Genomic DNA, 20467 nt, shown 5'->3' with positions numbered 1-20467 from the left:
GGCGCAAGGTGGGCCCATGAACACCATCAAGCAGCCGGAAGTCAGGAGCCGCGTGACGCCTCTGAGGTCCCTTCTGGGAGGCACGTACGTCCCGCGCCGCGACGGAGCCCGAGCGGTTCACCGGAATACGTTGTCCGAGTCCTCCCAGATCGACGGCTCAGTCAGCATGTACTCCCGTGGAACGCGCGAAGACGTCTGATACATCGCCTCGATCTCGGCCGCGAAACGCCGTGCGATGGCGTCCCGGCGCAGTTTCATCGAGGGCGTCAGCAGTCCGTTGGCCAGATCGAAGGACTCCGGGAGGACGCGGAAGACCCGGATGGATTCCGAGCGCGACACCGTGCTGTTGGCCGCGGCGACCGCGCGTCTGACCTCCTCCCGCAGTTCGTTCTCCTCGCGCGCGTCCCGGGCCGGCGTTTCACCCTTGGCCCGGGACGCGCGCCAGTGCGCGACGAATTCGGGATCCAGAGTGATCAGGGCTCCTACACACGGCCGGTTGTCCCCCACCACGACGGCTTGATGAATGAGCGGATGGACCCGCAGACGCTCTTCGAGAGCCGCGGGGGCCACACTCTTTCCGCTACTCGTGATGATGATGTCCTTCTTGCGCCCGGTGATGGTCAGATATCCCTCGGCGTCGACACGGCCGATGTCCCCCGTCGCCAGCCAACCGTTCTGGAACGTGGCCTCGGTGGCCGGAGCGTCGTTGATGTATCCCTGGAACACCGAGGGCCCCCACACCAGAATCTCCCCGTCGTCGGCCACATGAATGTCCGTGCCCGGCATGGGGCGGCCGACGGTCCCGAACTTCTCACGCCCGATGGGCTGGACCGTAATTCCTCCGCTTGTCTCCGTGAGCCCGTAACCGTCGTGCACGAAGATGCCGATTCCCGCGTAGAAGAGGGCGAGTTCACGGTTGAGGGGCGAGCCGCCCGACACCGCGCCGCAGACTCTTCCGCCCAGTGCGGCGCGGAGCTTTCTGTAGACCGCTTTTTCGTAGAGGGAGTGCTGCAGTCGCAAGTCGAAGCCGGGACCGGGGCCGGTGCCCAGCCGGTGGCGTTCGGCGGCGACGGCGAAGTCCTGCGCGGTGCGGACGGCCCGCTCGAACAGTGCGCCACGGCCCGTCTGCTGGGCCGTGCGCAGAAAATTCTTGTAGATCTTCTCGAAGACGAACGGAACGGCGTACAGATAAGTGGGGCGGAAGGACTGGAGGGCCGCGGAGAGCGCCTCCTGGCGCAGATCGGGTTCGTGCGCCATCAGGATGCCGCCGCGCAGACAGAGCCCCTGGATCATGAGCCCGTACACGTGGGAGAAGGGCAGGAAGGCGAGGATCGCAGGCTGCTCGCCGGGCGGAGCCGTCGTGTGTCTGTAGCCCGCGAGCATGGTGTCGCAGGGGCTCGCCAGGCTGCGATGCGCCAGGGCGCAGCCCTTGGGATGTCCCGTCGTGCCGGAGGTGTAGGCGATCACCGCGGTCGAGTCGGGCAGCACGATCCGGCGGAGCGAATCGACCGCTGTCGCCGGAATCGCCCGGCCTCGCTGGACCAGCTGCGACAGCGCTCCGGTGTCCAACTGCCAGACGTGGCGCAGGAACGGCAGCGCGGCACACGCCGAGCCGACCGTCATGACACCCTGTTCGTCCTCGACCACCACGGCGACGCAGTGCGCGTCCTGGAGGATCCACGCGACCTGCTCGTGGGACGACGTCGGGTAGATCGGAACGACTTCCCCGCCCACCGACCACAGCGCGTAGCTGAGCACGGTCCACTCGTAGCGCGTACGCGCCATGATGGCGACGCGGTCGCCGGGCCGGATGCCGGATGAGACGAGCCCTCTGGCCAGGTCGACCACCTCGCCCCACAACTCGGCGGCGGTGACCGGCGTCCAGGCCGTGGAGGAGGCGTCGGTGCGGCGCGCGATCTGCGGAAGGCCGGGGTTGTCGCGTGCCGCTTGGTAGAGGCTGTCGGCGAGTCCCCCCTGCATCAGTGCTGTGGCCGGTGGAGGAAAATCGGACTGGTGCATTCGCCGCTCCGGAATTCTCCTCGACGTGGCCCCACCCAGAGTCGCCGGTGCCGAGGATTCCCGAATCTAGCCCACACCGGCGATGCCCGTGCCGGGATTCGCCGACCGGCCCGCCGCCCGATGAGCGTGGCGATCCGACCCGGCTGTGTCGTCAGGGCACAGCCGGTGCCGGCGAGAGTCGCGAGCACCACGGCGGCGACGGCCACCCACCACTGACAACGAGTCAGGGAACAGCACAGGATGTGATCAAGGCAGACTGGATCCGGCCAGGTCATCTGCCAGTTCGGTCCGCCAGCGGACCGACATCCGCTCGTGGAGGATCGTCGCGGCCGCGACGGGCACCGGCAGCTGTATGAACTGCCGCAGCGCACGGGCCGCGTTGTCCCGCACCGCCCAGGCACTGGAGTCGTCCTGGGACACCGGCCCGCCGTCACCCCGCCACGAGGGCTGCACCATCTGCCGGGCCGCCCACGCTTCGGCGGCAAGGGTGCGCATGCGCAGGTCCAGAGGCAGATCGGGATGGAAGGTGACGCCGAGCATGCGCTCGGCGTCACCGATCGCTGCCTCGGACGCCGGCGGGCGCAGCCGTGCGTGGCTGATGGGGGTGTGCCGGGCCAGCCAGGCATCGATGCGCGCCCATGAGTCCTCAACGGTGGGAATGCTCATGGCCGGACCCTACGGCCCGGCACTGACAGGGACCTTGGGCCGTGAGCTCAGGGCTGGACTTCAGGACCCCACGGCCGACTGGTGCAGAATCCGGGCCAGCTCGCGCGGCCGGGAGAACATCGGCCAGTGGCCGGTGTCCAGCTCGACCAGCTGCCAGTGCTCGCTCTTGAGCAGCTCGGCCACGGTGTCGTTCGGCTCGTCGCCGTCGAGCAGGCACTTGATGTAGGTCGCCGGAACGTCGCCGAGCGGGCTGGCCAGCACGGCCGGCTCGGTCAACGTCGCGCCCGGGTGCGGTGTCGAGCCGCCGACTATCCGCGCGATCTGTTCGCTGGTGAGCCCCTGGCCCTCGCAGTCGGCCGCCGTCAGCGGGGCCCAGAAGCCGTCGTGCTCGGCAAGTGACGCCTCGAACGCGGCCTGGCCCTGCCACCAGCCCGAGGCGAACGACCCGCCGTCGACCGGAACTTCGGAGTCGATGAAGACCACGTGGGCCAGCCGGTCGCCGATCCGCCCGGCGGCCTGACCGACCGGGATGCCCGAGTAGCTGTGTCCGACCAGGACGACGTCGCGCAGATCGAGACGTTCGACCTCGCCGACGATGTCCTGGACGTGAGTCTGCTGCCCTGCCTGAACGTGCGGCTTCTCGGCGAGCCCGGACAGCGTCACAGGGTGGACGCCATGCCCGGCCGCACGCAGCTCGGGCACCACCTCGTCCCACGCCCACGATCCCAGCCACGCGCCTGCCACGAGTACGAATTCCGTCATGCCGGAGAAAGTATCGGAGTGGTCTGACAATCAGCCGAGAAGCCCACGGTCGTCCGGCTCAGGGGGCACGGTGTGCCCGCTCGTGGGCGAGTTCCGCCTCGAGCGTGACGATGCGCGCCCGCAGTTCCAGCACGCGCCGGACACCCGGCAGGGTCAGCCCCTCGCTGATCAGGGCGCACACTTCGGCGACCTGATCGATCTGCCGGCGGCTGTAGCGGCGCTGATGCCCCTGGGATCGCGCCGGGCGGACCACGTCCTGCTGGTCGAGACGGCGCAGAAATGCCTGCTCGACGCTGAGTATGTCCGCCACCTGCCCGATGGTGAACATCGGCGCATGCGGATCGTCGATCGGGAGTGTCATCGAGGTGCTCCACCTCCACGGAAACCTGTACTGCGAGTTTCAGCTTATCTCGAACGCGTAGGTGGGGGGAGAGCGGCGGGGAGCGCCGGTCCTGATGGCGGCTGGAGTCGGGCGGCTGACGGCCCAAAAAATCTTGAAAGGAAACTTGCAACTCGACTCGTAAGTTTTCTACTATGGAGATGCAAGGACAGTGCAACGGCGCACCGAGAGGTGTCGCCGACGGACAACGGCGATGAGAGGAAGGAGTGCCAGCCATGACGCTGCTGGAGAGGCTGAACCTGGACCCGTTCTTCACCGACTTCGACCGGCTCACCCGTCGGCTGTTCGACGAGGTGGACAGCACCCGCTCCACGGGCACCTCGATGCCGATGGACGTCCTGCGTCGGGACGGCGACCTGGTCATCCGGCTCGACCTGCCCGGCGTGCGACCGGAAGACCTCGACGTCACCCTCGACGGGCGCACGCTGACCATCGAGGCGACGCGTCAGGCCGACCATCAGGACGGCGACACGGTCTACGTGCAGAGCCGGGTCCGCGGCACCCTGCGCCGACAGCTCACTCTGCCGGACGACCTCGACGTCGACCGGGTCGACGCGAGCTACGACAACGGTGTCCTTACGCTGAGGCTCCCGATGATGGAGAACGCCAAGCCCCGCAAGATCGAAATCCAGCGGAGCGAGGCGGCGGAGGCCAAGCAGCTCACCACCGGCGCCGAGTGACGCATCCCGTCAGGGCCGGACGCTCCCGCGAGGGCGTCCGGCCTTCGCGATACCCGGTTTCCTGATCTCTCTCGGGCAGCCGGGCCACGTGGGAGGGGTGCAGAGCAGCCGGGCCATGGAGTAGGGGCAGCCGGGCCACGGAGGAGGCGCAGGGGCAGCCGGGCCACGGCTTGTCCGTCAGTCGGGTGCTCGGCAGGCCAGTGGCGGAGCAACCGCCGCCCCCTCGCCGACTCGAGAACGGACGTGGCGCCCTGGGGGATTGGCGCGCCCAGTCACCGGTTCACCCTTTCGAGGGAGGGCTTCGGGCTGACAGACTCCGGAGGGTGCCCGACTTCGACATGCTTGTCATCGGATCCGGCCCTGGCGGCCAGAAAGCCGCCATCGCCGCGGCCAAACTCGGCCGCAGGGTCGCCGTCGTAGACCGCCCCGACATGGTCGGCGGGGTCTCCATACACACCGGAACCATCCCCTCCAAGACGCTGCGCGAGGCGGTCCTGTACCTCACCGGCCTCACCCAGCGCGATCTGTACGGCCAGAGCTACCGCCTCAAGGACGACATCACCGTCGCCGATCTGACCGCGCGAACCGAGCACGTGGTCAGCCGTGAGGTGGACGTCATCCGCAGCCAGCTGTCCCGCAACCACGTCTCTCTCTTCGCCGGCACCGGCCGCTTCCTGGACGACCACACCATCGCCCTGCGAGAAGTGACCGGTCGCGAACGGGAGTTGAGCGCCGAGCACATCGTCATCGCCACCGGCACCCGGCCGGCGCGGCCCGCGAGCGTCGAGTTCGACGGGCGGACGATCATGGATTCCGACAACGTCCTCAACCTGGAACAGGTGCCGCGCTCGATGGTGATCGTCGGCGCCGGTGTGATCGGCATGGAGTACGCCTCCATGTTCGCCGCCCTCGGCAGCAAGATCACGGTGGTCGAGAAGCGGCCGGGGATGCTCGACTTCTGCGACGTCGAGGTGATCGAGTCGCTGAAGTACCACCTGCGGGATCTGGCCGTCACCTTCCGGTTCGGGGAGACCGTCGCCGCGGTCGAACGCCATCCCCGGGGCACGCTCACCATCCTGGAGAGCGGCAAGAAGATCCCCGCGGACGCCGTGATGTACTCGGCGGGCCGGCAGGGGCTCACCGACGAACTCGACCTGGACAAGGCGGGCTTGTCCGCGGACCGGCGCGGTCGGATCACCGTGGACGAGCACTACCGCACCGAGGTGCCGCACATCTACGCTGTCGGCGACGTCATCGGCTTCCCCGCGCTGGCCGCGACCTCGATGGAGCAGGGCCGTACGGCGGCGTACCACGCCTGCGGCGAGCCGGTGCACCGGATGCACGACCTCCAGCCGATCGGCATCTACACCATCCCGGAGATCAGCTTCATCGGGCGGACCGAGGACCAACTCACCGAGGACTGTGTGCCGTTCGAGGTCGGCATCTCCCGCTATCGCGAACTGGCCCGGGGCCAGATCATCGGCGACTCGCACGGCATGCTCAAGCTGCTGGTCTCGCCCGACGACCGCAAACTGCTCGGCGTGCACTGCTTCGGCACCGGCGCCACCGAACTCATCCACATCGGGCAGTCCGTCATGGGCTGCGGCGGCACGGTCGACTACCTCGTCGACGCGGTGTTCAACTACCCGACGCTCGCCGAGTCCTACAAGGTCGCCGCCCTCGACGCGACCAACAAGATCCGGCAGATCGACCGGCTGAGGGACTGATCAAGACCCCGTCTCCGCTGGTCAACCATGACTCACCCGGAACGGAGGCGTTTCCCGTCTGCCTGCCGTTGGTAGGGGGCGGTTGTGCGCGTAGGGCTGAGAGAGGAGAGGCATGACGCAGAGTGAATCCGGCGGCCGGTTAGGGGACGAATTCCTTGCTCCAGGGAGTTCGTCCTTTACTGAGTTCCTGGCAGCTCACCGTCCGGCCATGCTGCGCGGAAGCCAACTTCTCCCAGAGGGAGTTGAGGCCGCTGCTGACCGGTTTCCGCACGGAACCACGGTACTGGCTCTCACCTACCGTGACGGCGTGATGATCGCCGGCGACCGGCGGGCCACGATGGGAAATCTCATCGCGCAGCGCGACTTGGAGAAGGTGCATCCCACGGACGACTACACCGCGGTGGCCTTCGCGGGCACGGTGGGAGTCGCGTTGGACATGGTGAAGCTCTATCAGGTCGAGCTGACGCACTTCGAGAAGATAGAGGGCATCCCGATGACCCTCAGGGCGAAGGCGACCCGGCTGGCCGACATGATCCGGCAGAACCTGAGCCAAGCCATGCAGGGCCTCGCCGTGGTGCCGCTGCTGGTCGGCTACGACGTCAAGGCCCCCGACGGCGAGAACGGACGCATCTTCAGTTTCGACGTCACCGGGGGCCCCTACGAGAAGACGGACTTCCACGCCGAGGGCTCCGGCTCCCCATACGCCCGGGGTGCGTTGAAGAAGCTGTTCCACCAGGGCATGTCCCGACGCGAGGCGGCCCTCGCCGCGCTCCAGGCCCTCTACGACGCGGCGGACGACGACTCGGCCACTGGTGGTCCGGACATCAGTCGCCGGATCTTCCCCATCGTGTCGGTCATCACGGAGGAGGGCTTCGAGCGACTGCCCGAGTCGGAGACGGAGGAAATGAGCCGTCAGATGGTCGAACAGCGCCGGAACCAGCCGGATGGGCCGACCGCCGCTCTGTGAGCAGTGATGGGGACAGCGACGGTGCCGGCGGGGAGCGAGGCTCGCCCTGCACAACCTGCTTCGTGCATCACCGTGTTACGCCTACTGATGCCTTGCGAACATCGAGTGCCGAGTCGCGGACACCGCCCTGGTCCGCAACCACGTCGACGCCGTGATCACGGAGGCCGGAACCCAGGCCGTAGCGGCGGCAGTATCCGCCGTCGTGGAGACCATCAACGCGACCGTCTCGCACGCGCGCCGCGTGGTCGTGCAGACGGTCCCCGTCCGTGATGCCCTGCCGGTCCTCGCCGTCCTCGTCGCGTCCTTGGCCGCGGCGGACACGCCCGAGGCCGACTGCCCGTAGACGTGCCGGAAACGACGGTCAGCCGCCTGCCCGACCCGGCGACTCAGTTGCTCCGCCGTGTTCGTCCCTCCGAGCCTCGACACAGTCGTAACGTCGACGAGTACCTGCGGGTGTTCGGTCGCCCAGAGCAGGTTCGCGGCAGGGCGCAGAACAGCGCCTACGTCGCCGAGGTCACCGCGTGAGCAAGCCGAAGGAGAGCCGGTCATGAGCACGTTTCTCACCGCGCAGGGCGTCCGGACGACGCCGGAAGGAATCCTGTGGGAGCCCAGCGAACGCTGGGTACGCGGCCGCAAGGGCGACGTCACCGTCGTCGACAGCAGGCGTCCCGTGCTGGTGTGGGAGCCCGGACTGCCGGTTCCGCTGTACGCCTTCCCTCGCGAAGAGGTCCGTGAAGACCTGCTCCGCCCGGCGAAGAACCCGCCGACGGGCGCCCACGCCGGATCGCGGATCTTCTACGACCTCGAAGTCGGCGGCGACCTGCTGGAGAACGCGGCTTGGACGTTCCCCGCCGACGACTTGGCCGGGCACATCGCCTTCGAGTGGTTCCGGCGTAGCGGCAGGGGAATCGACCACTGGTACGAGGAGGAGGAAGAGATCTTCATCCACCCTCGTGACCCGCACAAGCGGGTGGACGCCCTGCCGAGCAGCCGCCACGTCCGGGTCGAGATCGACGGCACGGTGGTCGCCGACACCCGGCGTCCGGTGCTGCTCTTCGAGACCGGCCTGCCGGTCCGGTACTACATCCCGCGCGAGGACGTCCGGCTCGACCTGCTTGTCCCCACCGACCACAGCACCGGATGCCCGTACAAGGGCACCGCGGAGTATTGGTCGTGGCAGGGGGAAGCCGACGTCCCTACGAACGTCGTCTGGAGCTACCGGAATCCCTTGCCGGCGGTGGCCGCCGTCGAAGGGCTCCTCGCCTTCTACAACGAAGCGGTCGACATCTCCGTGGACGGCGAACGCGTGGACCGCCCCGTCACGCTGTTCACCCACACACTCTCGACGCGACCGTCCACGTGACGGGGCCGGGCTGTCGCAGGCAGCGGCCCGCAGCGCCACGGGGGTCGGCGGCCTCCTCATCACCCACAACAGGGGGGTGGTCGCCGACCGGGCTTCGCGGCGCTGCTCATCAGCCACGCGGCTGATCGCCGCGCTGCCCGTCTCCGACCCGGTCCGGCAGGCACGCCATCAGGACCGGCCCGTCGACGAAGGAGTGGCAAGCCCATGACCATCGCCGTCGCCTCCCTGACGGGACCCGGCGTCTGCGCTGCGCGTCAGGGCAAGGGGATGGTCACCTCGTCCTCGACGGGTGGGTCGAGTTCCTGCTCTCGGTTGCCGGTGGCGGAGAAGCAGCGCAGACGGATCGAGGTCGGGGTGACGTCCAGGCGCAGAAAGGACTTGAAGAAGGGCGGGCTGTAGGTCGCCGAGCCCGGAGAGAAGAGCTGGGTGTAGGCCTTGCGCACCGGGAGGCGGAAGCGTGACCTGCGGTCGGGGCGGCTGCCGGCGCCCAGCAGGCTCGCGACCAGGCGAGTGCGCAGGGTGACTTGAGCGGGCGTGCCCGGGGTGCGTGTCAGAGGAATGCCGAGGCGCTCCGCGATGATGGCCATGGCCTGGGCTTCGGTGAGGGCGAAGAAGCGCCGCATGCGCAGGCGGCGTCCGTAGAGTCTGCTGTAGAAGGCCAGCGAGTCGCCGCGCAGCGGATAGCAGCGGAAGTCGTCCTCGGTGACGTCGGCGATGGAGACGCGCGGGATGGTGTGGGTCGCGTGCATGAACGCACCGCCGCCGCCGGCGACGACGTACTGGATGGTGCGGCCGTTCACCCGCACCGGGTAGCGCTGGTAGTTGTGGATGTCGCCCCCTATGGCGGCGACGTAGTGATGCTCGGGATCACGCACGATGTCGTCGACGGTGCCACCCCCTTCGATGGGGCAGGGATGGTGTTCGGCATCCACGTACAAGGGAGAGCCGGTGACGAGGATCTTGGGGATGTCGCCCTTGGACACCTCGCGCAACCACCGGCCTTGCTCGGCGTCGATGGTCCCCAGCAGACCCGTATCGATGCCTACGATGCGCACGGGTCCGGCATCGATGGCCCAGTACGGGCCGGGCTGGACGGCCTGTTGGGCGAGAGCTGAGCGCAACTGCCGTGCGCCGGCAAGGCGTTGCTCATCGGGGGCGCGCGGTGTGTGCCACAGCAGCGACCGCAGCCAGGCCCGCGTCAGCCGGCGCGGCGGGGCCTGCGGTGCGAGGGGCGGGGCAGCGCAGAACTCGCGCATGAAGCCGTGGAGGTCTTCGTACCAGTCGTGGTTGCCGGGTATCGCATATATGGGTGCCTGGTAGTCCTTGTACGGGCGACAGAACTTCGTGCCGTAGTCGTCGGCGCTGCCGACCGGATAGACCACATCACTGGCGAGGACGGCGAACTTCGTCCCCTGACTGACCTTCAGAAAGCCTGGGACCACGGAGTATTGCGGGGCGTCTCCCTCGCCGGTGTCTCCGATGACCATGAAGGAGAAGTGGTCCGGATCGTCGCGCCGGATCACCGCGTCGGTCACGCCGGCGGCTGTCCGCTGCTCCACCCAGCGGCTGCGGGTGCGCCCCGTGGGGTCTCCGAACCACGAGGCCAGCACGCCGTTGCGCGCGGGCCACAGCGTCTTCGGGTTGAGCCACGAGAGCTTCTCCACCCGGTCCGGCATCAGTTGTGTGTAGTGGCCCGGTTCTGGAGCACCCCATCCGGCGCCCTCGGCGGTGTCGCGTGAAGAGTCAGACATCGGTGAACCGTAACAACGATCTTCCGGAGGGCGAGAGGGGGGCCTGTTCGTCGGGGACAACTGACTTTGACTGGTTGAGAGTTGGTCGCGTCGGAGGTACTCCTTCGGCCGACATGCCAGTCAATGCCTGTGTCCTGCACGCCGCCCATCCGTTGTCGTCGACACCGGACTCGGCCTGCCCGACCGGAACTTCCAGGAGGCCTGACCCTGGCCTCGGCGACCGTTCAGGCGCGCGTGCGGACCAGCAACAGCGCGACGTCGTCGTCCGGTTCGGGTCGCAGTGTGCCGAGCAGCATGTCGCTGGTCCGCTCCAAGGAGTACTGCGTGTTCTGGAGGAGCCGCTTCATGGTTTCCAGGCCGGTGTCGAGGGGCTGGGTGCGGCTCTCGACCAGCCCATCGGTGTACAGGGCGAGCAAGGAGCCCGGAGGCAGTTCCTGCTCCATGGTGCCGAAGGGCACGCCGCCGACCCCGAGGGGTACGCCGCCGGGCACGTCGAGGAAGTCCGCACTGCCGTCGGGGCGGATCATGACGGGCGGGAGGTGACCGGCGCTGGACAGCTCGCAGGTTTCCCGACGGGGGTCGCATACGGCGTAGACGCAGGTGGCGATCGTGTCACCCAGTGAGCCCGTGATGTCGTCGAGGTGGCCCAACAGCTCGGCGGGAGGCGGATCGAGACGGGCGAGAGCGCGGGTGGCGGTGCTCAACTGCCCCATGATCGCGGCTGCTTGGACGCCCTTGCCCATCACGTCGCCGACGATCAGACCGGTCCGCCCGCGGCTCAGGGGCAGCACGTCGTACCAGTCCCCGCCGACCTCGCTCAACGCCGGAAGGTAACGGGCGGCGATGTCGAGGCCCTCGTGCTCCACGGGTGTGGGGGGCAGCAGGCTGCGCTGAAGCGTCAGGGCCGCGGTGCGCTCGCGTCCGTACAGCCGGGCGTTGTCGACGCAGATCGCCGCGCGCGCGGCGAGTTCCGAGGCGAGGATGCGGTCCTGTTCGTCGAACGAGCGCGAGTTGATGGTGCGGTACAGGCTGAGCGTGCCCAGCACTTCGCCCCGGGCCACCAAGGGGACGGCCAGGTACGAATGGACGCCCGCCGCGCGGAGGGTCTGGGCGGCGTGGGAGTCCCGCGCGATACGTCGCATCATGCCGGAGTCCACGCGTTCCACCAGGATCGGCCTGGCTTCTCGGACACACTGGGTGATGATCCGCGTCGAGCTGTAGGTGGCCAGTTCGCCCACCGGGTCGGCGGCGTGAATGGCGTCCGTGAGGTAACCGGCCGCGACGGCCAGGGCCCTGAACTCGGCATGGGCCTCCCCGGTGACCGCGGTGGTGGTGCCGTGCGCGACCACCGCCTCCAGTACGTCGACGGCCGCCAGGTCCGCCAGCTGCGGTACCGCCACGTCGGCCAGTTCTCGGGCGGTCTGCTGAAGATCCAGTGTGGTGCCGATGCGCGCGCCGGCGTCCGCGATCGCGGACAGGCGCTCACGCGCCTGGGAGACTTCGGCCGCGGCGTGCTGCCGCTCGGAGACGTCGATGACGGCCATCGCCAGCCCGAGCACGCGCCCGTCGGAGTCCTCGATGCGGTGGTACGACTCGGAGTACGCGCGGTCCTCGGCGTCCGCCGCCGTGCGGCCGACGGTCTGCTGGTCCAGCAGAGGCTTGCCGCTGGCCAGGACGAGGCGCATGCGCGACTCGATGGCCTCCACGTCCAAATTCGGCAGTACCTCCCCGACGCGGTGTCCCAGAACCGCTTCCTCGGGCAGACCGTTGATCCGCTCCAGAGCCGGATTGACCCCCACCCACCGCAGATCGTTGTCGAAGACCGCGATGCCCACCGGTGTCTGATTGACCAGGCTGTGCGACAGGGCCAGATCCCGCTCCACGCGCCGCACTGTCGTGGCGTCCGTCGCCAGGCCCAGCAGATGGGCCTGCCCGTCTCTGTCCCGCAGCCGCATTGTGCGGAACTCCACCGGGCGTTCCGTACCGTCCCGGTGCTGGAGGGGGAAGACTCCCGCCCATCTGGCTCCCGACCGTACCTGCGCGAACAGCTCGCGGGCCCGCAGCCGGTTGTCGGGCGATACCAGGAGCTCGTCGGCGCCGTGGCCCAGCGCCTCCTCCGCCCGATATCCGAGGAGCTGTTCGGCCTCCGGACTCCACAACACGATGCGCCCGTCGGCGTCGAGTACCACGGCCGCGACCTGCAACAGGTCCAGCAGCCCTCCCGGCGCCGCGGTGACCCCGTCGTCGTCCGCGCTTGTATACCCCTGCATACCAGCCGCTCCTTCCGGCGCGGCACCGGCACCGCCAAGATCCGCCCTGCGGGTTCTCCGATTACGTCACAACGCACTCCGGAGGGCAACACCTGCACCGCGGCCGGCTGACGAACCGCAGGTGGCGGGCCCGGTGGCGGCGCACGCCGCATTCCGCACACCCGCCGTACGGGTGACGCGCCGGGCCTTCGGTAAACCGCGTCGGTTCCTCTCGATTTTGAACGTGTTCAATTTTCTGGGTTAGGATCGTCTTACACGCCAAGGGGGCCCCGATGAAGATAGTGATACCCGGAGGAACCGGGCAGGTTGGCGCGATCCTGAACCGTGCGCTGACCACCGCAGGCCATGAAATCGTGGTCCTGACCAGGAACCCGGTGGGTGAGCGAGACGTCCGCTGGGACGGTGAGAGTCTGGGTGCCTGGGCCGAGGTGATCGACGGCAGCGACGTGGTGATCAACCTGGCCGGGCGCAGCGTCAGCTGCCGCTACACCCCGGCCAACCTGCAGGCCATGATGGATTCGCGCGTACGTTCCGCGCGGGTCGTGGGTGAGGCGATCGCGGCGGCCGCACGGCCTCCCCGGGTGTGGCTGCAGATGAGCACTGCCACCGTCTACGCCCACCGCTTCGACACACCCAACGACGAGTCGACCGGTGTGATCGGCGGAGCTGAACCCGGTGCCCCGGGTTACTGGGCGTACAGCGTCGAGATCGCCAAAGCCTGGGAGCGGGCGCAGGAACAAGCCGATACTCCGCACACTCGCAAGGTCGCCCTGCGCTCTGCCATGGTGATGAGCCCCGATCGCGGCGGCGTCTTCGACGTGTTGCTGTGGCTGGCGCGTCTCGGCCTGGGCGGCCCGGTCGCGGGCGGCGCGCAGTATGTGTCCTGGATCCACGACCGCGACTTCGTCCGCGCGGTCGAATTCCTGGCCGAACGGGACGACTTCGCCGGACCGGTGAACCTCGCCGCTCCCGTTCCGCTGCCGCAGCGCACGTTCATGCGCGCGCTGCGCGGCGCGTGGGGTGTCCCGGCGGGACTGCCCGCCACGAAGTGGATGGCGGAGCTCGGCGCGTTCGCGCTGCGCTCGGACACCGAACTCCTGTTGAAAAGCCGCCGCGTCGTCCCCGGCCGCCTCCTCGAAGCAGGCTTCGCCTTCGAACATGCCCAGTGGCCGGAGGCCGCCGACGACCTGGTGCGGCGCGTGCGCGGCGGCCGTGGTCCTGCCGACAGAGCCGTCGGTTCCCGCACGTCGTAGAGGGGCTCGCTGCTGCGCCTACTCGCCGCGGCAGACGCACACGGGGACACGACACCAACGGGAAAGAGGCAGAGCCTCAGCCGACCACGGCGAGCTGATCCAGTGCCGAGACCGCCTCCGGGGGCAGCCGGACGCTTCCCGCCGCGACGTTCTCGGCGAGATGAGAGGCGTTGGACGTTCCAGGGATCAGGAGCGTGCCGTCGTAACGCGCCAGGAGCCAGGCGAGTGCCACCTGGGCCGGAGTGGCGGCGAGGTCGTCGGCGATGGCGATGACGGTACGGCTGTCGGTCGCCTTCGGCAGGCCCGGGAACGCCGATCCGAGCGGGAAGTACGGCACCCACGCGATGCCGTGCTCGCGGCACAGGTCGAGCAGTGGTTCGGCGGAACGGTCGAGGACGCTGTAGGCGTTCTGAACGCATACGACGCCGAGCCGATGCGGGCGACGGTGCGCCCCGCCAGCTTCGCAGTCCCACCGGGCGCGGGCGCGGACGGATCTGTCGGCGCATTGATTGCCGTCATGAGTGCGTGCTCCTGTCGTGGCATAGTGACATCCGGCAATGCGGAGGGTCCTCCGCTTCTCCAGCACAGGAAACCGGAGGGACCTCCGTATAGTGTCGAGCCAGGACAGGCCCAAACGGCTGCGCGCCGACGCGGAGCGCAACCGCGTACGTCTCCTCGATGCCGCGCGTGCCGCCTTCGCGTCCGGGCAGGCGGCCGTGACGCTGGAGCAGATCGCACGGGACGCGGACGTCGGGATCGGCACGCTCTACCGGCACTTCCCCACCCGTGAGGCCCTGGTCGAGGCGCTGTACCGCGAGGAGCTGGCCCTCCTGTGCGCCGGCGCCGAACAGCTCCTCGCGACGCAGGCACCCGACCGTGCCCTGCGCAGCTGGATGGACCGATTCGCCGACTACGCGACAGCCAAGCGAGAGATGGCCGACGCGCTGCGGGCGGTCTTCGCGTCCGGTGCCGTGACGGTGTCCCAGGCGCGCGAACAGCTCAGCTCCGCGGTGCAGACGATTCTCGATGCCGGCGCGGCTGTCGGGACGTTGCGCGCCGATGTCCGCGCCGACGACATCATCGCCACCGTCGTCGGCATGTTCACCGCCACCTCATTGGCCGGCGGACGCGAGCAGCTGGGACGCATGCTCGACCTGCTCATGGACGCCGTCCGGCGCCCGAGTCCATGAGCGGGCGCGGCGTGCGCTGAGAGCGGAGCAGCGGAGCAGCGGTCCGAGGAGGCCCCGCGTCCCGTCGCGGGGCATGGTGGAAGAATGATCGTGCTGGCCGTGCTGTTCGCTGTCATGGGGGCCGCCAGTAATGCGGTGGGTACCGCTTTCCAGCGCAAGGCGGCGTCCACCGTCGCGCGCGGCGGCGGACTGCGGCTGATGCTCGAACTGGCTCACCGGCCGTCCTGGCTGATCGGAATCGCCGGAGTCGTCGGGGCAGCGCTCTTCCAGGCCTTGGCCCTCGTGAACGGGCCGCTGGCCCTGGTGCAACCCCTGTTCATCCTGGAACTGCCGTTCGCCCTGCTGGTCGCCATCCCGCTGCTGCACCGGCGCCTGCCGCGCGCCGGCTGGTGGGCCGTCGCCGGTGTCGTCGCCGGCCTCGCCCTCCTCCTCGGCGCTGCCGCTCCCTCAGGAGCGCGCGACCACGCGACGATGGCGCGGTGGATCCCGGTGCTGGTGCTGTGCCTGGGGGCGATGGCCGGGGCGGTCGCCGTGGCCCGCCCGGGGCGCCCGCCGCTGTTCCGGGCCGCGGTGCTGGGCTCGGCGTCGGCCATCAGTAACGCCCTGACCGCCGCACTCCTGAAATCGGCCATGGGCACTCTCGCCGACCATGGCTTCGACGCGTTCCTCGGCGCCTGGCAGACCTACGGATTCGCACTGACCGGCGTCACCGCCATTCTGTTGCTGGAGAACGCCTTGCAGGCCGGCTCCCTGGCGGCCTCACAGCCCGCCCTGACCATCGGCGACGCGACGGTCAGTCTGCTGCTGGGCATCACCCTGTTCGAGGAGACCATCCGCACCGGCTGGTGGCTGCTCCCCGAGGCGATCGGCACCGGGCTGATCCTGTGGGGCGTGATCCGGCTGACCCATGTGGTGCCCCACATTCGCGAAGTGGCGCACTAGCCGGGCGGCGACGAAACCCAGCTGCCCCCGGCGCCCAAGTCGCCTATGGTCAACGTGATTTCCGGTGACAGCCTTGGCTCGGCCAGGGCGAGGGCCACGGTGTGGAGGGTGATAGTGCGCTACCGAGAGCTGGGACGCAGCGGGTTGTCGGTGTCCGAGATCGGTTACGGTGCCTGGGGCATCGGTGAGTCCAGCTGGGTGGGTGCCACGGAGGAGGGATCCGTACGCGCCCTGCACCGGGCCATCGACCTTGGTGTCACCTTCATCGACACCGCCCGCGGCTACGGCGAGAGCGAGCGGATCGTCGGCCGGGTCGTGCGCGAGCGGGCCCGCGACGAGGTGCGCGTCGCGACCAAAGTACCGCCGAAGAACAGGCGTTGGTCGGGGCTCGACGGACTGGACCCGGCGCAGTCGTTCCCGGGCGAGCACATTCGCGACAGCCTGGAGACCAGTCTGCGCGCCAGCGGCCTCGACCACTTCGACGTACTGCAGTTCCATGTCTGGAGCGATGACTGGGTCGGCCGCGGCGACTGGCTGGAGACGATCGCCGAGCTGAAGCAGGAGGGAAAGATCCGCCTGTTCGGCGTCTCCATCAACGACCACGAGCCCGACAACGCACTCGCACTCGTCCGCAGCGGTGCCGTGGACAGCGTGCAGGTCATCTACAACATCTTCGACCAGGCGCCCGCGGACACGCTGCTGCCCGCCTGCGCGGAGCACGGCGTCGGCGTCATCGTGCGGGTGGCGCTGGACGAGGGCGGCCTCACCGGACGGATCACCGCCGACACGACGTTTCCCGAGGGCGACTGGCGCAACCACTACTTCCGCGGCGACCGCCCGGCCCAGGTGGAACAGCGGGTTGCCGCAATCGTCGCCGACCTCGGCATCGCCCTCGACGAGGTCGCCGAGACCGCGCTGCGGTTCGTGTTGAGTTCCCCGGCGGTCTCCACCGTCATCCCCGGCATGCGCAGCGTACGCAATGTCGAGCGCAACACGGCCCTGAGCGACGGCCGTCCGCTCACCGCCGACCAACTCGCCGTGCTGGCCAAGCACAGGTGGCAGCGCAACTTCTACGGCTGATCCGTGGCCTCCGTCGCTGGGGCCGGGGCTGGGGCGGTACGTGGTGCACGCCCCCCGGCGTACGGCCCGATGCCCCCGAGCCGCACGCCGCCCCGGGCCCGTCGCTCGGGCCCCGGTCGTGCGTACGGTTGGCGCTCGGTTGGCAGGCGGCCTACGAGGCGTCGCGCACCCGTCCGGTCAACACCGGTCCGTTGTGCGGCTCACCGGAGTCGTCGTAGACCGTCATCTGGATACGGACCGACTCCTCCGTCTCCCCCAGCGCGTCCGCGACGGTGGGGATGGTCACCTCGGCGCTCGACTGTCCGGCGGGGACCGTGGCGAAGAGGGAGAGGCTTTCCACCGTGGACAGCGGCCGTGACGGCTGCGGCGACTCGCCGGAGTTCTCCGTCAGCCAGCGCGGGTCGACGTCCGTGGTGGACAGTTCGGTGCCGCTGGTGACAGGCAGGACGCTGAAGTAGGCCTGGATGTCCGTGTCGGCCACCTCGGAGAGGGTCAATCGCCAGGTCAGACTCTGGCCCTCGGTGACCCGGTCGGCGACCGGCGTCGCCTTGATGGTGGGCGCCGGGTCGTCGTTCTGTACGGTGACGCCGCCGCGGTGGGCGCCGACCACCGCGCCGTGGACCGCTTTCACGAAGACGTCGTGCGACACGTCGTAGCCGAAACGGGTGTTGCCGCGCACCTCGACCGGCACGTCGATGCTCTGGCTGCCGGGCCGTACCGTCACCTCGCGCACCGTGGCCTGGTCCGAGGCCGGATCGGCGACGAACAGCCGCACGGTGCCGCTGCCGTGCCCGGAGACCCGCACCGGCACGCGGTAGGTCCGCACTCCGGAGTCCCCCTCCTTGACCGTCAGCCGGCCGATGTCGACGCGCGCCAGTGCGGCGGGCCGGACGGCCGGCGTGCCGGGGCGCCAGCCCCAGGCGTCCATCAGCCATGCCCGTCCGGAAGGACTGCGCGGGACGAGTTCCAGTGCCGTCACCTGATGCAGGTCAACTCCGGCGTGGGTGGCGGCGGTCAGGGGCACGCGGACCTCCCGCCCCCAGTAGGAGGCGGTGCGCTCGGTTCCGGGCAGGCCGTCGAGGTGGACGCGGCCCAGGGACGCCCGGCGGCCGGAAGAGTCGGCGACAGAGACGTCGAACTGGGTGTCCTTGCTGTTGGGCGGCACGATCACCCGCAGTGCCAGGGCCTCGGCTCCGGCGACCGAGACCGCCCGCGCCGGACGGACGCGCACCGCGGAACCGGGAGCCGTCCAGCGCAGCGCCACGGCGTGCCGGCCCGCCTCCTTCGAGGTCTCCCACTGGGCGAAGTGCGGCGAGACACCGTTCGTCTCGGAGCCCAGGCAGGCGGCCGTCGCGTCGGTGTCCACCTCCGCGCACAACCGGCCGCCGTCCACGGTGACCGCGCCGTCCGGCAGAAACGCCGGCGTCCGGCGCGCGCCGACCGCGTGCGTGAGCACCCGCGCGGGATCGGCCGACGGCGCGCGTCGGTTCGAGCCGTCCAGCAGCGGACGTACCCGGTCGTCACCCGCGACGAACAGCCGCGCCGCGGCGGCGATGTACGTCGCCCCGGCGGCATGCTGCTGACGTGCCGTCAGCCTGGTCGCGGTACCCGGGGAGCACACCCGGTCCGGCTGGTCTCCGGCCCAGAAGTCGTCCTCGGCGGGTGCCTGGGCCTGTCCGGGCGTCCACTCGCTGTTGAAGAAGTTGTGGTTGGCGCCGACCACGTAGACCGCGCTGTGCAGGGCGGTGCCGCTGCTGACACCGCGCGTGCCGTCCACGTACATCTCGCCCTGCAGGTCGGACACGTCGCCGTCACAGCCCGGCAGGATCGTCATCGACGGTACGTCGGGGGTCGGGTTCTGCCCGAAGATGGTGGGGCCTATGAGGACGGTGCCGCGGATGTGCCAGCGCACCGGGCCCCGGTAGCCGTCCTGGTCGGCCGGCGGCGGGTACAGGCTGTCCATGGCGGCCCGGTTCACACCCTCACCGCCTCGCGAGTGGCCGACCAGCAGGACCTTCGACAGATCGGCCGGTGCCGAGGCCCGTACGATCGCGGGCGCCGAGGCCCAGTGCGCCGTCCAGTCCGCCCACCGGGACAGGTGCTGCCGTACCAGTGACGATCGGGCCTGTGCCCCGCCGTCATCGGCGGCGTAGTCCTGACCGTTGATGCCATTGGCGGAAATGGACACGGTCACGTATCCCTGCGAGGCCAGCAGTTTCTGGTCGCGCAGATAACCCCGGTAGCTGGGGATCGGCTTCGAACCCGCGGGACAGGGCCAGTCGCCGCTGACGTCACCATGGGCCGTGAAGCAGGTGGAGTGGCGGCCGTGCAGGAACAGCGCCAACGGGTGGCGTCCGTGGGTCGCGGTGGGCGCCACCACCACCGCGCGCATCTCCACGGGTGCGGAAAACCCGGGCAGCCGCACCGGTCTGAGTGAGTACTCGCCGGTGACGGTCCGATAGGTGCCCGGCTTGCCGGGGGCAACCGCGTTGGCCGGCAGTCGGGTTGGCTGCTGCGCCGCGAGTCCCGGTCGTTGGTTGGGCCGCTTCTCATCGGCTCCCGCCGCGTCCAAACGGCGTCCACCGGCCCGTGCCTGAAGGTTCGTCAGCTCCCCGAGCCGTGCACCGCGCAGCGGGAGCCGGAACGTGCGGCCGTCCGGTGTGCCCTCCGGACGGCCGAGGAACCGGTCCCCGGCGTAGAACGCGACCCCGGAGTCGCTCATGGGCACCGGATCGTCCGAGCGCCAGACCAGTTGCCGCGCAGCCCCCTTACCGGTGATCTGCCAGCCCGCAGGAAGCTGTCCGTCGGAATGCGCCGGCGACGTGGACAGTGCGGAACCGGCTGCCGTCTGCTGGGCATGGGCCAATCCTGGCGATCCTGCGACCACCGCGAGTAAGGCCGCAGCGGTGACCCCTATGCGCCGGACTCGGATCAAAACTCTTCTCCTCTTGGTCGGCAAGCTCCCCCAGCGCCCCGGAGATCCCGGAGCACTCCCCGTCCCACGAGGACGGAAGCCGAAGCCATGGGGTTGCCTGACGTCACACGCCTCTCGCCGAGAGCTGGTCGCGGCAGAAAAATCCGGTGCCCCACCCGCGCGAAGTTCCCTACACTCACCACGCATCGCGCGCCGCAACAGCACCGCGGCACGCGTCGAGACGAGTGAGGGGAGCCGGGCCGTGCGTCACCGCATCGCTGCCGTCGTTCCCTCGTCTCGGTACGACGTGATCCTCGTGTCCTCCTGTGCCCGGTGCCGGCTGCGCGGCCGGCACCGGATGTCCGCGACGAACACCTGACCTCTGCCTGCCCGTTGTGGAGCCGGCCGGACGCGCACGTCTCGATGAGACGCACCGCGTACGAGGTCTCATCAGCGGCCTGACCCCAGGCCCTTTCGTCCGGC

17 protein-coding genes and 1 pseudogene are annotated in these 20467 nt (G+C 69.4%); 9 read left to right on the top strand and 9 right to left on the bottom strand.

All coding sequences use genetic code 11. The annotated features are described in order from the left end of the window. Nucleotides 1–117: 117 nt before the first annotated feature. The 5 genes and pseudogenes from ACZ4WS_RS29445 to ACZ4WS_RS29425 form a co-directional block, all read right to left on the bottom strand. The gene (locus ACZ4WS_RS29445) at nt 118–2019 is read right to left on the bottom strand and encodes an AMP-dependent synthetase/ligase (RefSeq protein ID WP_467985112.1); all 1902 of its coding nucleotides are present in this window, start codon (nt 2017–2019) and stop codon (nt 118–120) included. Nucleotides 2020–2265: 246 nt separating this feature from the next. Continuing rightward, nucleotides 2266–2685 (bottom strand): hypothetical protein, encoded by a 420-nt coding sequence (locus tag ACZ4WS_RS29440; protein WP_467985109.1) that lies wholly within the window; start codon nt 2683–2685, stop codon nt 2266–2268. A gap of 60 nt (nt 2686–2745) precedes the next feature. After that, nucleotides 2746–3447, bottom strand: coding sequence for an alpha/beta fold hydrolase (locus ACZ4WS_RS29435; protein ID WP_467985107.1), 702 nt, complete (start codon nt 3445–3447; stop codon nt 2746–2748). A 58-nt stretch (nt 3448–3505) separates the two neighbouring features. Continuing rightward, on the bottom strand, nt 3506–3808 hold the full coding sequence (locus ACZ4WS_RS29430) for a MerR family transcriptional regulator (RefSeq protein ID WP_467985105.1): 303 nt from the start codon (nt 3806–3808) through the stop codon (nt 3506–3508). Between the two features lie 171 nt (nt 3809–3979). Next, nucleotides 3980–4063, bottom strand: a pseudogene (locus tag ACZ4WS_RS29425) (hypothetical protein); the annotation flags it as partial. Here ACZ4WS_RS29425 and ACZ4WS_RS29420 point away from each other — a divergent pair. The 5 genes from ACZ4WS_RS29420 to ACZ4WS_RS29400 all read left to right on the top strand — a co-directional run bounded on the left by ACZ4WS_RS29420 (nt 4063) and on the right by ACZ4WS_RS29400 (nt 8584). Beyond that, complete coding sequence (locus tag ACZ4WS_RS29420; RefSeq protein ID WP_467985103.1) at nt 4063–4527, top strand: Hsp20/alpha crystallin family protein; 465 nt, start codon at nt 4063–4065, stop codon at nt 4525–4527. The pseudogene ACZ4WS_RS29425 and the gene ACZ4WS_RS29420 sit on opposite strands and share 1 nt — an antisense overlap. A 323-nt stretch (nt 4528–4850) precedes the next feature. Continuing rightward, nucleotides 4851–6254 carry a Si-specific NAD(P)(+) transhydrogenase gene (sthA, locus tag ACZ4WS_RS29415; protein ID WP_467985101.1) on the top strand — a complete coding sequence of 468 codons (1404 nt, stop codon included), beginning with the start codon at nt 4851–4853 and terminating at the stop codon, nt 6252–6254. A 112-nt stretch (nt 6255–6366) separates the two neighbouring features. Continuing rightward, nucleotides 6367–7221, top strand: coding sequence for a proteasome subunit beta (gene prcB / locus ACZ4WS_RS29410; RefSeq protein WP_467985099.1), 855 nt, complete (start codon nt 6367–6369; stop codon nt 7219–7221). Between the two features lie 151 nt (nt 7222–7372). Beyond that, complete coding sequence (locus ACZ4WS_RS29405; protein ID WP_467985097.1) at nt 7373–7564, top strand: hypothetical protein; 192 nt, start codon at nt 7373–7375, stop codon at nt 7562–7564. 204 nt (nt 7565–7768) lie between these two features. Next, complete coding sequence (locus ACZ4WS_RS29400) at nt 7769–8584, top strand: DUF427 domain-containing protein (RefSeq protein WP_467985095.1); 816 nt, start codon at nt 7769–7771, stop codon at nt 8582–8584. A gap of 254 nt (nt 8585–8838) precedes the next feature. Here ACZ4WS_RS29400 and ACZ4WS_RS29395 read toward each other — a convergent pair whose 3' ends face one another. Further along, nucleotides 8839–10335: a metallophosphoesterase family protein gene (locus ACZ4WS_RS29395; protein ID WP_467985093.1), complete on the bottom strand. Its 1497-nt coding sequence runs from the start codon at nt 10333–10335 to the stop codon at nt 8839–8841. 224 nt (nt 10336–10559) lie between these two features. Continuing rightward, nucleotides 10560–12605 carry a SpoIIE family protein phosphatase gene (locus ACZ4WS_RS29390; RefSeq protein WP_467985091.1) on the bottom strand — a complete coding sequence of 682 codons (2046 nt, stop codon included), beginning with the start codon at nt 12603–12605 and terminating at the stop codon, nt 10560–10562. Between the two features lie 272 nt (nt 12606–12877). On the opposite strand from ACZ4WS_RS29390, the gene ACZ4WS_RS29385 reads away from it, so the two are divergent. Next, entirely contained in the window at nt 12878–13858 is a 981-nt protein-coding gene (locus ACZ4WS_RS29385; RefSeq protein WP_467985089.1) for a TIGR01777 family oxidoreductase, read from the top strand. A 76-nt stretch (nt 13859–13934) separates the two neighbouring features. On the opposite strand, the gene ACZ4WS_RS29380 is transcribed toward ACZ4WS_RS29385, so the two are convergent. Continuing rightward, the gene (locus ACZ4WS_RS29380; protein ID WP_467985087.1) at nt 13935–14444 is read right to left on the bottom strand and encodes an aldo/keto reductase; all 510 of its coding nucleotides are present in this window, start codon (nt 14442–14444) and stop codon (nt 13935–13937) included. A gap of 25 nt (nt 14445–14469) precedes the next feature. On the opposite strand from ACZ4WS_RS29380, the gene ACZ4WS_RS29375 reads away from it, so the two are divergent. The 3 genes from ACZ4WS_RS29375 (at nt 14470) to ACZ4WS_RS29365 (ending at nt 17070) form a co-directional block, all read left to right on the top strand. Further along, complete coding sequence (locus ACZ4WS_RS29375; RefSeq protein ID WP_467985085.1) at nt 14470–15048, top strand: TetR/AcrR family transcriptional regulator; 579 nt, start codon at nt 14470–14472, stop codon at nt 15046–15048. An 84-nt stretch (nt 15049–15132) separates the two neighbouring features. Next, nucleotides 15133–15990: a DMT family transporter gene (locus ACZ4WS_RS29370; RefSeq protein WP_467985083.1), complete on the top strand. Its 858-nt coding sequence runs from the start codon at nt 15133–15135 to the stop codon at nt 15988–15990. Between the two features lie 114 nt (nt 15991–16104). Beyond that, a complete protein-coding gene (locus ACZ4WS_RS29365) occupies nt 16105–17070 on the top strand; it encodes an aldo/keto reductase (RefSeq protein WP_467985081.1) in 966 nt (321 codons plus the stop codon). Nucleotides 17071–17221: 151 nt separating this feature from the next. Here the strand turns inward: ACZ4WS_RS29365 and ACZ4WS_RS29360 are convergent, their stop codons facing one another. Further along, the gene (locus ACZ4WS_RS29360) at nt 17222–20005 is read right to left on the bottom strand and encodes an alpha/beta hydrolase (RefSeq protein ID WP_467985079.1); all 2784 of its coding nucleotides are present in this window, start codon (nt 20003–20005) and stop codon (nt 17222–17224) included. Nucleotides 20006–20467 lie beyond the last annotated feature (462 nt).

It is taken from the genome of Streptomyces sp. NPDC029292 (genome assembly GCF_055569295.1).
The sequence above is the reverse complement of the archived record's forward strand: the minus strand, read 5'-3'. Positions and strand labels throughout refer to the sequence as shown.

Bases quoted from the DNA above. Each gene is read 5' to 3' on its own strand.
- ACZ4WS_RS29440 (WP_467985109.1), bottom strand. From the start codon at position 2,685: ATGAGCATTCCCACCGTTGAGGACTCATGGGCGCGCATCGATGCCTGG.
- prcB (WP_467985099.1), top strand. From the start codon at position 6,367: ATGACGCAGAGTGAATCCGGCGGCCGGTTAGGGGACGAATTCCTTGCT.
- ACZ4WS_RS29420 (WP_467985103.1), top strand. From the start codon at position 4,063: ATGACGCTGCTGGAGAGGCTGAACCTGGACCCGTTCTTCACCGACTTC.
- ACZ4WS_RS29395 (WP_467985093.1), bottom strand. From the start codon at position 10,335: ATGTCTGACTCTTCACGCGACACCGCCGAGGGCGCCGGATGGGGTGCT.
- ACZ4WS_RS29435 (WP_467985107.1), bottom strand. From the start codon at position 3,447: ATGACGGAATTCGTACTCGTGGCAGGCGCGTGGCTGGGATCGTGGGCG.
- ACZ4WS_RS29385 (WP_467985089.1), top strand. From the start codon at position 12,878: ATGAAGATAGTGATACCCGGAGGAACCGGGCAGGTTGGCGCGATCCTG.
- ACZ4WS_RS29430 (WP_467985105.1), bottom strand. From the start codon at position 3,808: ATGACACTCCCGATCGACGATCCGCATGCGCCGATGTTCACCATCGGG.
- ACZ4WS_RS29445 (WP_467985112.1), bottom strand. From the start codon at position 2,019: ATGCACCAGTCCGATTTTCCTCCACCGGCCACAGCACTGATGCAGGGG.
- ACZ4WS_RS29400 (WP_467985095.1), top strand. From the start codon at position 7,769: ATGAGCACGTTTCTCACCGCGCAGGGCGTCCGGACGACGCCGGAAGGA.
- ACZ4WS_RS29390 (WP_467985091.1), bottom strand. From the start codon at position 12,605: ATGCAGGGGTATACAAGCGCGGACGACGACGGGGTCACCGCGGCGCCG.
- ACZ4WS_RS29370 (WP_467985083.1), top strand. From the start codon at position 15,133: ATGATCGTGCTGGCCGTGCTGTTCGCTGTCATGGGGGCCGCCAGTAAT.